The 12,660-nt window shown below is 47.4% G+C and carries 10 protein-coding genes; 1 reads left to right on the forward strand and 9 read right to left on the reverse strand.

What is annotated here, in order from left to right; translation table 11 throughout:
* Positions 1-21: 21 nt before the first annotated feature.
* The 5 genes from C7R93_RS03460 to C7R93_RS03480 all read right to left on the reverse strand — a co-directional run bounded on the left by C7R93_RS03460 (position 22) and on the right by C7R93_RS03480 (position 6,468).
* Positions 22-2,892, reverse strand: a complete 2,871-nt coding sequence (locus C7R93_RS03460) for a WIAG-tail domain (protein ID WP_106837483.1) — start codon at positions 2,890-2,892, stop codon at positions 22-24.
* A 178-nt stretch (positions 2,893-3,070) separates the two neighbouring features.
* Complete coding sequence (locus C7R93_RS03465) at positions 3,071-4,582, reverse strand: AAA family ATPase (protein WP_106837484.1); 1,512 nt, start codon at positions 4,580-4,582, stop codon at positions 3,071-3,073.
* Positions 4,575-5,102: a hypothetical protein gene (locus tag C7R93_RS03470; RefSeq protein WP_106837485.1), complete on the reverse strand. Its 528-nt coding sequence runs from the start codon at positions 5,100-5,102 to the stop codon at positions 4,575-4,577. Before C7R93_RS03470 ends, C7R93_RS03465 begins: the two co-directional genes overlap by 8 nt.
* A 152-nt stretch (positions 5,103-5,254) precedes the next feature.
* The gene (locus C7R93_RS03475; RefSeq protein WP_106837486.1) at positions 5,255-5,734 is read right to left on the reverse strand and encodes a cell wall elongation regulator TseB-like domain-containing protein; all 480 of its coding nucleotides are present in this window, start codon (positions 5,732-5,734) and stop codon (positions 5,255-5,257) included.
* A gap of 29 nt (positions 5,735-5,763) precedes the next feature.
* Positions 5,764-6,468 carry a hypothetical protein gene (locus C7R93_RS03480; protein ID WP_106837487.1) on the reverse strand — a complete coding sequence of 235 codons (705 nt, stop codon included), beginning with the start codon at positions 6,466-6,468 and terminating at the stop codon, positions 5,764-5,766.
* 133 nt (positions 6,469-6,601) lie between these two features.
* On the opposite strand from C7R93_RS03480, the gene C7R93_RS29915 reads away from it, so the two are divergent.
* Positions 6,602-6,781, forward strand: coding sequence for a hypothetical protein (locus C7R93_RS29915; RefSeq protein ID WP_146142405.1), 180 nt, complete (start codon positions 6,602-6,604; stop codon positions 6,779-6,781).
* A 63-nt stretch (positions 6,782-6,844) separates the two neighbouring features.
* Here C7R93_RS29915 and C7R93_RS03485 read toward each other — a convergent pair whose 3' ends face one another.
* Genes C7R93_RS03485 through dinG form a run of 4 tightly spaced genes read right to left on the reverse strand, consistent with a single transcriptional unit; the run spans position 6,845 to position 12,649 of the window.
* Complete coding sequence (locus C7R93_RS03485; protein WP_106837488.1) at positions 6,845-8,149, reverse strand: amidohydrolase; 1,305 nt, start codon at positions 8,147-8,149, stop codon at positions 6,845-6,847.
* A 16-nt stretch (positions 8,150-8,165) separates the two neighbouring features.
* Positions 8,166-8,789, reverse strand: coding sequence for a redox-sensing transcriptional repressor Rex (locus tag C7R93_RS03490; protein ID WP_047069024.1), 624 nt, complete (start codon positions 8,787-8,789; stop codon positions 8,166-8,168).
* Between the two features lie 15 nt (positions 8,790-8,804).
* On the reverse strand, positions 8,805-9,704 hold the full coding sequence (locus C7R93_RS03495; RefSeq protein WP_106837489.1) for a ComEC/Rec2 family competence protein: 900 nt from the start codon (positions 9,702-9,704) through the stop codon (positions 8,805-8,807).
* Positions 9,705-9,745: 41 nt separating this feature from the next.
* Entirely contained in the window at positions 9,746-12,649 is a 2,904-nt protein-coding gene (dinG, locus tag C7R93_RS03500) for an ATP-dependent DNA helicase DinG (RefSeq protein WP_106837490.1), read from the reverse strand.
* Positions 12,650-12,660: the final 11 nt, after the last annotated feature.

The following is a 12,660-nucleotide window of genomic DNA, read 5'->3' on the forward strand; positions in this document are numbered from 1 at the left end:
CCATTGTTGTTTCCTACCGAATTATTTATCATACTCGATATCGCTATCGTATTCTTCACTACTTTCATAATAATCTTGCTCGAGATCACTTTCATCCGTATCCTCTTCATCTTCATCCATGTCATCCTCGTCCATGTCCTCATCTTCCGTGTCTTCATCGTCCGTATCTTCATAATCCGTGTCTTCATAATCCGTGTCTTCATCGTCCGTATCTTCATAATCCGTATCTTCATCATCCGTGTCTTCATCATCCGAGTCTTCATCATCGGTATCTTCATCATCGGCATCATCATCATCGGTGTCATCATCATCGGTGTCATCATCATCGGTATCTTCATCATCCATGTCTTCATCATCCATGTCTTGATCTTCCTCGATCTGATCTTCGTCGACTTCTTCTGCCTCCAGTTGCTCCCTCTCCGTTGACCATTCCAATATTTCGTGTGGAACACCTATCCCCTTTTCTCCAATCGCGATCCAGTGAATTACACCAGTCGTTTCTTGACCCTCTTGATTGCGAAACACGGTGATGATCGCAGAAGTCCTCTTGGTGTATTTGAGCGACGTATATATCCCCGGTTGATTTGTCATCGCCACCATACAATAATGTGTATCCGCATATGGCTGTGGCAAACGAACGGTCACATCTGTGGACTTGCTCGTGGCAGAAAGTCTGAATGGGACGAAACCGAATTGTTGAAAGGTTACTCCTACGTGATTATGCGTTTCAATGACCGGAAAGCTCAGCTTCTCAGCCGTAATCGACTCATTCGCAATGTGAAGCGTAGAGACAGCTTTGGGCGCAATTTTGGAACCGGTCACGGAGTCCTCTGCCAGTTTTTCCTGCGTAATGATCCGGTTTTGCAGATGCTGTTCTGTTATGCTTTTGGTGACAAGATGATTTCCTTTGAGCGTCCCCTCCATAATATGGGTTCCATCCAAGCTGCCTTTTATGACATGAGCACCATGAATCGAATGGCTATCCAGCTTGCTCGCATCAATGCTCTGGTCAGCTATTTTCTCTCGGGTGACACTGCCTTCCTGTAATTTTTCCTTGGAAATGGAGTTACCCTGGAGATGTTCATTTTGAATGGTATGACTGTTGAGATGTGTAGACGATATTGCTTTTTCGGCGATCTTTTCCCCTGTGACGGCTGCTCTGCCCAGGTGGCGTGTCTTGATCGCATCTTTGGCTATTTTGGGGGCTGTGACGACGGCATCTCCAATTTTGCTTGTCGTAATGCTTAGGTCTGAAATTTTGTCTGTGGAAACAGATTCCGGCGCCAATTTTGAGGTGGTCACCAAGTGGTCATGCAGATGTTGCGTGTGGATGATGTATTCGCGTAGATGATTGCCCCCAATGAGTTTGTCAGCCAAATGATGTTCTTCTACAGATCTTCTTGCCAACTTTTCTGAACGAATGGACCCGTCAATCAGATGTCGTGAACTCACACTCTCGTCGAGTAAGTGTTTCTCTCCTACACTCCTGTTCGCCAATTTGTCGATAGTGACAGCCTTGTCGGCTATTTTTCCAGTGGTAACCTGCTGATCCCCAATTTTTTTGGACGTCAGCATCCCGTCTTGCAAGTGGCTCGCTAGGACACTACCAGCTTGTAAATGTGTACTACCGATGGATTCTTTGGCGAGTTTTTCTGTCGTCACACTGTTATTGTCCAAATGCTCAGTCAAAATCGCATATGGCCCCACTTTATCACTGGTCACTGCTTCTGGCTGTAAATGCTGGCTGTAAATGGCCTGAAATGCAATGTGATGATTCGTGATGCTGCCAGCGCTAATATTACTGCCATCTATTAGCTCTTCAGTGAGGTGGTGACGGTAAATGGAGCCTTCACGGATATGTTGAGACTCAATTGCATCCTCGTCTATCTTCGTCGAAGTGACTGCTCCATCGCGTATTTTATCTCCTGTGACTGCTCCATCCTCAAGCTTCACTGTGTTGATCACATAATTGGCGAGGTTACTTGTTTGAATGGATCCCATTTTTATTTTTTCCGTAGTAATCGATTGATCCTGGATCAACTCATGCGTAATGGCTTGCTCCTGAATATGCTTACTCTGAATCGAGTGGTCGGCAAATTTCATGGAGTCGATGGTTTTATCAGCTAACTTCTCCGACGTAATGCTATGATTGATCAATTTTTGCGCGGATATCGAATAATCCTGCAAATGCTCACCGTCTACGATTCCCCGCCCCAGATGATCCCTCAGTATCGCATGCGGTGCGAGTTTGGTGGAGGTTACGCTCATGTCCGCGAGTTTGCTGCTGTCCACGGCATAATCCTTCAAAATCGAATTATCCACGGCGCCTTGCTTAATCTTGGATGAGTCAATGGCACGATTCGCAATTTTTTCTGTTGTCACCGATTGATCTGTCAAGTCGTCTGTATAGACAAACGATTGGACACGATCATCATTTCGATCTTTGATGACCTTCGAATAAAAGTTCTGATTGGTGGATGCGTTTTGATTGGTTGATGAGTTCTGATTAGTGGATGAGTTCTGATTGGTGGATGAGTTTTGTTTGGCTGTTGAGTTTTGTTTGGAGGATACGCTCTGTTTAGAAGTTGAATCCTGTTTGGAAGACGAGTCCTGTTTGAAAGACGACTCCTGTTTGAAAGACGAGTCCTGTCTGGAGGATAGGTCCTGCTTGGGTACTTTGGGAATCGGTTGTTGTTGCTCTTTGGGTGTGGCATCAGAGAGGGGAGGTATTCTCTGATTGCTCTCCAAATTACTTTCAAGCAGATTTAATTCGAGGTCTTCCATCCACTCCCGATCGGGTGATGATGTATAAGAGAGCGGTAACTCGTGCATGGTCTGCCTAAAGGTTTTACTCAGACTTTTGTTTGTTTTTCGCCGGTTCACATTGGCCATAGGGTCTCCTTGCCTCCTGATTTCATTCCCGTATCACTCTTGTAGGATATTCAGCCATTTCGGTATTTGGCACCGCGTCTACAAAATTGTTTCGTCCTTATTTGCCTAAGTTGCCAGCAAACGCAAAAAAACCTGCTTCGCCAACTCTTCCATTGGCTAGCAGGTTCTTTATCTTCATTTATACCGCAACTTCTTCCTTCGTTTGTGACAAAAGCGTCCTAAACTCATCGCCTTGCAGAACTTCTGCTTCCATCAAAGTGTACAAGCCCGTTTGGAAAACGGAGTCATACTGTCTCAAAAGATTGCGAGTTTCTGTGAGCAATCCTTCCAAGAGGCGCTCAACCTCGTCATGAATACGACTCTTCTCCACGTATTGCAAATGTACAATCCCCAGATCCGACATCCCGCTTTGTACAATTTCCTGTGCCATTCCCAGCGCTTGCTCGAAATCATTCTTCGATCCAGTACTGCGTCCACCGTAGTAGATTTCCTCCGCTACGGCTCCCCCGAGGCTAACCATGATTTGCTTTTCCATTGCTTCCTTGGTATACAGATAGCGGTCTTCCATTGGATTTTGTCGGACGTATCCAAGTGCTTTGCCACGTGGACTCAGCGTGACCTGCGAGACAGAGCCTGATCGCACCATCTCACTGACAATGGCATGGCCCAATTCATGAAGAGCAACACGCTTCTTCTCTTCCTCTGATGCTTGACGGTCAACCTTCTCTCCGAGCATGACCTTGTCCACAGCAAAAGCAAAATGCTTCGCAGTGATCTTTTCCTGACGGTCACGCATGGCGTAAATGGCCGCTTCATTCGCTACACTTTCCAGCTGAGCGCCAGAAAAACCGAATGTCTCCTGTGCCACTTTTTCCAGTGTGACGTCCTCGCCAAGCGGTTTATTAGCCGTATGAATGGTCAATATCTGCTCGCGTGCTGGCTTGTCTGGAAGATCAACGCAAATATGACGGTCAAAACGACCAGGACGCAACAGCGCTGCATCGAGCATGTCTTTCCGGTTCGTAGCTGCCATGACTAAAATTCTCGGCTTGTCGGTCGTAGCTACACCATCCATCTCTGTCAACAGCTGGTTCAAGGTTTGATCGTATTCACGCTGCTGTTGACCGTCCCTTTTTCCACCGACGACATCGATCTCATCGATAAAAATAATCGCGCTGTCTTGCCCATTTTTCTCTGCTAATGCCTTCGCTTCTTGAAACAATTCACGGACGCGTTGTGCACCGACACCGACGTACATTTCTACAAACTGCGAACCTGAAGCCGCCACAAAAGCAGAATTTGTATAGTTCGCTGCCGCTTTCGCCATCAGTGTCTTACCCGTACCAGGAGGACCTGTCAAAAGAACACCTTTGATCGGGCGAATCCCGTATTGCTCAATTTTGTCCTTGTACACCAGAAAATCAAGCGATTCCTTCAGTTCTTTTTTTGCGCGTTCCTGTCCACCGATATCAGCAAACTGTACGTCCGATTTCGGCAGCTCGTGCTTGTTTACTTTTCTTTTCCCACCAAGCGCGACATTCCCGCCTTGTCCATTTTGTTGACGAATAACCAGAAAGTAAATCGCCCCCAGTACGGCTCCAAATACCAGGAAAGGCGTAATATTTACACCTAGAAAAACAAGAAAAATCAACAGTGCAGGTACGACGCCGATCAGTATTTCCTTACGCACGTGCCGTCACCTCTTTTTCAATTGAACGGGATATGATGGTGTAAAAATCCTCCGTTCCTTTTTTCAAGTAAACATAAATGTTCTCGTCATCCATCAATGCAGATGCTTCGTCCAGCTGATTCCCCTTTTTCCATTGTTCCATGAGGGCCGGAATGCGGCTATATTCATGTAATTCCACCGCTTCAGTAAACACAAATTGACCGCTCTGCCATATATCGTTCATCGTTGTCGACTGGTTGTCTATGTCAATGACTACTTCTTTTTCCCCTGCAATCTTTTTTGTTTCTGCTAACAGATTGCGATATTCTGCTGGAAAAGCGTCTGGCTTTGTAACAGTTACATCTATTTGAATTTTATCTTTGTTGATCTCCAAATTGCCCAATGTTGCGGACTGCATTTGTCCAATTTCTGCACGGATTGGCTCCTCAATCTCCATCTTTTGATACAAGAACCATCCTCCGAACAGGAGTGCCAATGTTGCTACCAAAGACAATCCAATTGTGCTCTTTTTCAACTGCACGGCTACTCCCCCCATAAATATCGTTCTCGTTTTCTCTCTCTGCAACGTCCCCAGTATATCATATGAGTATATCAATTTCTTATACAGATGTTGGGTGGAATGCCAAACAGGCCTTCTCCCATAAGGAAAAGGCCTGTCGTCAAGGAAGCGTATTAGGTTGGCGCAAGCACGTATGAGGTTAGTAGAGCACCTGTGAATAAATCATAGTGAATATAGTGAAAACGACCGTCTTTGTCTTTAACAGTGACTTCCCAAAATTTCTTGGCGTTTTCGAGACCAGGAACCAAATGAGTGATCTCCGATTGCGGGAATGACTTGTAAACCGCCTCTTCTACATTCTTTTTGGGAACTGCTAGATCCATTCGATCAAAGCTAACTTTTTGATCTGTCATCCAAGCAACAACCGGTGTCCCCGCCTTATTTTTCCCAATGACGACCGCGTAGCTCTCCTTGCCTCGATATTCATCAATGGATTCAATCTCCGTGATCGTTGTACGGTCGTGGACCCACTGACGAACGGTCTCCTCAAATTGTTTGCGCTCTCCTGCTACTGAAGCCGTCAAGTGATAGGCGAATCCTGCTCCCGTTAGTAAAATGACGGCTACGATTGATAGGATAATTCGTACTAACACAGCAAAGTAACTCCTTTACGTGGCTGACATTACAATCGGAATCGAAGCTGATCTCTCTTCACTCCAACTGCCGTTTGTATTTGCAAATCCAGCTTCAGTTGACGAAGCTGCCCCGTAGATGATTCGTACCATAGTTGGTAGTTGACGTTAATTCCGTTCGTTACATTCGAAGTCAAATCCTGAATGGGGAAGGATGGACCTAGCCACATCGATAATAGCGAAGAGACTTCCTCAGGTGGTACCGCTATCCGATATCCACTCCATCCTTGCCCTGCAGTATCTTTCAGGCGTTCAGGACGAACAGATTGCAAAACTCCCTTGAGCAAAGCTGCGTGCTCATGCGGGGTGAACAGCGCATAGGGCAGTGCGGCATGATCCTGAATCTGACCATCAACTCGCACCGACACTGGCTGCCCATCTTCTCTGGCTATTTCAAGCTGGTGGCCACCGATTTCTCCTGCGAGCTGAAATTGTTCATTTCGATATCGCCCATGCAAGGTCTGATCCTGCATGTATACCAAAAATGAGCGTTCCTCGTCCTGCGTGATCTGCTCCAAAAGCTCCTCTACCGTTGTCGCAGTCTGCTCCGTACCTGCTGTTTGTTTGACCGCAGACGCAGTATCTGTGCTGTCTGTATTGGCTGATCGACTTACCGTCCCCAATACAATACCGAGGAGGAATAGACCGAGTAGGATAGGAATGAGCCACCACAGCATTTTGGGCCGGATGTACATGTCGTCCCCCCTGTCCCATTTTTGTCTTTAGCCTATGCTATACGGGAAGGTTTTAGAACGACACGGAAAAGTTGCTAATCATAGCTTGAGGTCAGGCGGTCATACTACATATACACCCCGAGGAGGTGAGCGCGTGACAGCTTCACAACAAACCACATCTCCTGACATACTTGGGTTTCTGTTGCAGGAATACCGCGTCTCCTGGGCAGGATTGTCGTCTCCCTTGCGTCAATGGTCGCACACACCCACTCTTCATTTTCGCCATCATCTCCTGACAAAAGCTGTGGCGAAAATGAACAACGGAACGTCGTAGTATCCAATTCCCCTACCTACACCTGCACTTCCTTACTCCTGTCCCCCACCTGACAGGAGCCTTTTACCGTTTTAACGTTTGGAATACACGGTTCGCTTCGTAAATCGCGCGCTCCTCATCGATGGTCAACAGTTTATGATTACGCATCAAGAATTTACCCGCTACAATCGTATCTTTCACATCTCGTCCATTTGCTGCGTACACCACGTGTGAAATCGGTTGGTGGGCTGGGTGGAAATGTGCTTGGTGACTATCTAGCACGATCAAGTCAGCTTGCTTGCCTACTTCAATGCTTCCGAGTGTTTCCTCTTGGAATACCCCTTCTGCGCCATAACGAGTAGCCATGCGAAGTGCTTCCTCTGCTGGTACGGCTACTGGATCGTTGTTCACACCTTTGTGCAGGATCGCAGCGAGTTTCAATTCCTCAAACAAATTCAAATTGTTGTTGCTTGCCGAGCTGTCGGTACCCAGCGAAACGCTGACACCTTTTGCCAACATCTTCGGAACTGGCGCAACACCGCTTGCCAGCTTCAGATTGCTCACTACGTTATGAGAAACTCTCACGTTGTATTTTGCCAAAATGTCGATTTCTTCATCCGTCAGGTGAACAGCGTGCGCGACGAGTGTTGGGCGATTAAACATTCCCAGCTTTTCCAAATGAGCAACTGGACGCAGTCCATAGTCCTTCTCGTTTTGCCCAACTTCCCAAGCGGTTTCAGACATATGGATATGAAGCGGCAAGGAAAGCTCATCGGCTTTTTCGATAATTTGGGTAATAAATTCTGGCGAGCAAGTGTACGGCGCATGCGGTGCCATCATGACTGTAATCCGACCGTCTGCCTGATTATGCCACTCTTTTGCAAAAAGAGTCGCGTCTTTCAGCTTTGTTTGACGTTCTTCTTCGGAGCACAGACCGATCATACCTCGGCAAAGGCGTGCACGCATTCCAGCTGCATCGACTTCCTTCGCCACGACATCCATATGATCATACATATCTACAAACGTAGTAGTTCCAGTACGAATCATCTCGATAAGCGACAATTGGGTACCCCATTTTACTGTGTCCCCCGTGAATTGCGCCTCCAATGGCCACATTTTGTCTTCCAGCCATTGTTGCAGCGGCAAATCATCTGCATAACCGCGCAGGAGGGACATGCCAGCGTGTCCATGTGTGTTGATTAATCCAGGCAGTATGTAGTCCCCTTTTTGATCAATGACTTCATCGTATCCTGCTTCCGAGAGGTCCTCAGGCGTTGGGCCTACGTACGTAATCTTGTTGCCTTCGAATGCTACGGCACCATCATAAATGACTTCATTCGTATCGTTAGCGGTAATGACTGTTGCGTGAATGAGGATCGTCTTTTTCATAGTATACACTCCGTTCTTACGTCAAGTAGTAGGCCAAGCTTTGCAGGTTGGACGTCACATCCGCATAGTGAATGCGAACATCTTTTCCTGCGCGAATCGTCGTAGGGGCGAAATTCAAGATCCCCCTGATACCCGCTTGAGTCAACTGATCACATACGGATTGCGCAGCAGGTGCCGGTACCGTAATAATCGCCAGCTTAATTTGCTTGTTTACGATCGTTTCTTCCAGCTCTGATAAAGGCTGGATCGGTATACCTGCGACCTTTTTGCCCTGCTTTTCGGGGTTATTGTCAAAGATGGCCGCAATCCGCATGTTATCTTTCAAATAAGCGTTGTAGTTACTAATGGCATGGCCCAAATGTCCAGCTCCGACCAAAGCCACACGGATTTCATCCGTTAGCTTCAGAATTTCACGTATTTTTTCCACCAAATAATCGACATCATAGCCGATTCCTTTTTTTCCAAAATCACCAAAAGCTGCAAGATCTTTTCTGATTTGGGCAGGATTCACATCAAGATTCTTGCCCATCTGTTGGGAGGAAACGGTGGTCACCTCAACCTGCTGCAAATAACTGAGGTAACGCAGATAAATCGGCAAACGACGGACGACCGCTTCCGAAATCTTTTCGTGTTTTGCCACGTTCGGTCTTCCCCCCTAATTCTTTTGCTTCAAAATCCGATATTCTTTTCCATTCGATAAAATGGTAATGGAACCGTCGTGGCTGGTAATATATGTCTCCGCCCATGACTCCCCCAAGCGCTCCATGACTTCCGTCTGACCTTCTTTCATTTGATCCCGCGATCGGCCTGTTTGAATAATGGCGACCTGCGGATCGACCTGCGTCAGAAAGGGTTGCGTAGACCCTTGATTGCTCCCCTGACCGGCTACCTTGAGCACTTCCGCCTTCAGCTTGTCATTTTTTTGTTCCAACAGTCTCTCTTCTGCTTTTTCATTCACGGCGCTCATAAATAAAAACCGTAATTGACCGTGCATCAATCGAAAAACGAGAGAATTGTTCTGTGGCGATAAAAATAATGGCTCATCCGGAAGCAAAACTTCCATGGAGATTTCTTGGTCAAGAGTAAGTACTTGTCCTTGTTCTGCTTCCATCTGCTTTTGGTTGGGGCGAAGCAGCACGACATGGCGAATCGATGGTGAGATCAGCTTGGGCAAAATGACGGCATCTACAAGCACTTGCTGGCTTAATGAAGCGTAGCCTCCCATATATTCAGGCTGATCGTTCGTCAACACCACATAATCGAGCCGTGTGATCTTAAGCTCTGCCAAACGCGCTGAAAGAACGGGCCAATCTTCTGCCGTACCCGTATCAATCAGCATCGTTTTGCCACCTGGCATTCTCAAAAGTGTACTTTCACCATGAGGAAGTGCCAAGTAGGTGATAATGAGACCAGAAAAGTCCTGTTCGGTCTCCGTTTCAAACGGATCTTCGATCTTCACTGCTGCTTCTAGCAAATGACTGTCAATCGAGCATGCGCAAAGGAAAATCGCACAGAGAACCACAATCCACCAACGCCACGCTTTTTTCCATAACATTTATTTTATCACCTTAATCCCTATGAGACTATTGCTTCATTTTATGAATCTGACAGGGATTGCATACTAAGGAATGGTTCTATGCGCTCTCGCAGCGTTGGCCATGAACCACTTTCGATCTGAAATGGCGGCAAAGATTTAAGGAATGAACGTCCATATCTCGACTCAACCACACGAGTGTCGAATACGATCACGACCCCGCGATCCAAGTGATGGCGAATCAATCGCCCTACACCTTGTTTGAATTGCAAAACGGCTTGTGGAAGAGACAAAGACATAAAGGCGTTCTTTCCTTCTGCCTTCAACAGCTCTGCCCTGCCTTGATATACAGGATGATTCGGCGGAGCAAATGGGAGGCGAACAATGACTAAGCTGCTCAGCCATTCCCCCTGGATATCGACACCTTCCCAGAAGCTACTCGTCCCTAGCAGAACACTTCTCTCCATGCTTCGGAACAGACGTACCAGCTTGCTCCGATTGTTGCTATCGATGCCGTGACCGAATAACGTATACGGTTCTGGAGCCTCCGCAAGCCGTTCCTTCATCGCTTGGTAAACGAGTCGAAGCATCGAGTGGGAGGTAAACAGAATCAGCGTCCTTCCTTTCGAAGCCAGTACGACATCAACGCAACCCTGAATTACCTCTTCTAAATACGTATGGTCACTCTCTTTGCCCGGTGCGGGGAAATCTGATGGAATCAACAGCAGCCCCTGCTCTTCATAATGAAACGGCGAAGGCAGTGACAAGGTACGCACTCGTTCCTCAGGTAGTTGGTCAAGACCAAACTGGCTTTTGATGTAGGAGAAGCTGTTTTTGACAGTCAGAGTGGCTGATGTCAAGATCAGACTCCGCTTCTGCGCGAAAAGCGGTTCTGCCAGTGAGTCGGCAACCTTCAAGAGTGCTGCTGACAAATGGACCTGCTTGCGAGCTGTCCGGGACTCTACTTCCATCCAATATACATACTCGGCATCCTGCTCAAGTAAAAAGAAGTGAAGTAGCTCCACGGCGTTTTGCCAGTCTTTGATCAGACCGAATAAATCCGTCAGTAGACTGCGTACGGCAAAAGGAGGCTTTTCTTCTTGTGGAGTGGTTCGCAAAAGCTGCTCGATGCCCGCAGCGTGTGCTGTCATCCCTTCAATCAGCTTTTTGGTTACTTTGCGTATTTTCTCGTGTTTGCCTACAAACGATTCGATCCGATAACGTACTGTCTCACGTCCGGCGTCTGTCGTTTCCTCCGCGCGCCCTGATGCCCATGAATACAAGAGCTGCGTCCATTGCTGCGCTTTCTCTCGCAAAGAAGCGGACTGCTTTCTCAGCTCCTGAAGCATTGTGGCAACATCTTCTTGTACGGTAGGCATCCAGCTTTGCAGTTCTTCTGCGAAGCGGGCAATAGCCCCACTCTCTTCAAGCGATGCACGATCTAACAAGAAGAGAAGCTGCGTAGTTGAAAACTGCTTGCCTAAATGCTGTGTCGCGGCATCCTCCAAATGATGGGCCTCATCAACGATGGCAACTTCATACGAAGGGAGGATTCTGTTTTCCGCTTGCAAGTCGCTGATAAAAAGGGCGTGATTGACGATGAGTACGTCAACATCGCGTGCGCGTTCCTTCGCCTGGAAATAGTAGCAGCGGCTAAACCAAGGACAAGCCCGATTCAAACAAGAGCTCGTATCACTTTTTACCTGCTGCCATAGCAGTTGACCACTTGGGGGCATGCTCAGCTCTTCCACGTCACCGGTAACGGTTTGCGTGAGCCACGTCAGCATCTGTCCTTTGACCAACCGCATTTCTTGGCTGCTTCCTTCTACAGGTTCGTCTACGGCTTGTTCAAATTTACGCAAGCATAAGTAGTTTCCTCTGCCTTTTAGTGTCGAAGCTGTGAAGGAAAACGGCAACGACTCCTGCAAGGTAGCGATTTCCTTATGGAATAGCTGTTCCTGCAATTGAATGGTGTTGGTACTGACCACCAGCTGCTGCTGATTGTGATGGGCCCAAATAATCCCCGGCAAGAGGTAGGCTAATGATTTTCCCGTACCTGTCCCTGCCTCTACCAGTAAATGCGCACCATCCTCCATTGCCTCATAGACGGCATGCATCATCGCGTCTTGAGCATCCCGACGTTGATACCCCGTCATTTTAGCTTGCATGTGCCCGTTTTCGCCCAAAACATCCTCGAGCTGATCAGCAAACGCTTTAGTCACGCCCGCATCGATATGGGGACGTTTCAGAGACACCGTTGCTTTTTCTTCTCGCTTCCGAAGGGCCAGCTGGCGATAAATATCCCACATGTCTGAGGAATCCGTTTCTTTTGGCGTTCCATCCAGCTCTGGCAGTTCTATGAGCTTTTCCATTTCGATCTGACGTAAAAGAACCTCGATATCAGAGCGAAACGAAGAGACGAGCATCTGTAGCCGCGAGATCGTCACAAGCGGCATTTTCTTTAAAATATCCAGCAAGTGGAGAAAGAGCTGCGCCGTGGCAAGTGCATCGCTGTCTGCTTGATGGGGATTATCGTGCTCTATGTCCAGCTCAGACGCTAGTTCTCCGAGTCTATAGCTATTTTGCATTGGCAAAAGAACACGGGATAGCTCTACTGTATCAAGCACATAGCCATCGAACGCATAATAGCCCTGGCTCAGCAGGGCTTCTTGTAAAAATTGGAGATCAAAGCTTGCATTATGTGCAACAAAAGCTCGTCCGTCCAATAAACGCAAGAAATCTGGAAATACTTCTTCCAAGGAAGGAGCATTTTCAACCATCTCATTGGTAATCCCTGTTAATTGGGTAATAAATGGGGGAATATCCTGGCCAGGATGAATCAGGGTGGAAAAACTCTCGGTAATCTGCCCGTCATCGATTGCGACGGCACCAATCTGAATGATGCTGTCTCCTTGGCGTGGATGGCTTCCCGTCGTCTCAAAGTCTACAACTAGTAATCGATTCAAACGCTGTCACC

The sequence above is a fragment of the Brevibacillus fortis genome (assembly GCF_003013395.1).
GTDB classification, from domain to species: Bacteria; Bacillota; Bacilli; order Brevibacillales; family Brevibacillaceae; genus Brevibacillus; species Brevibacillus fortis.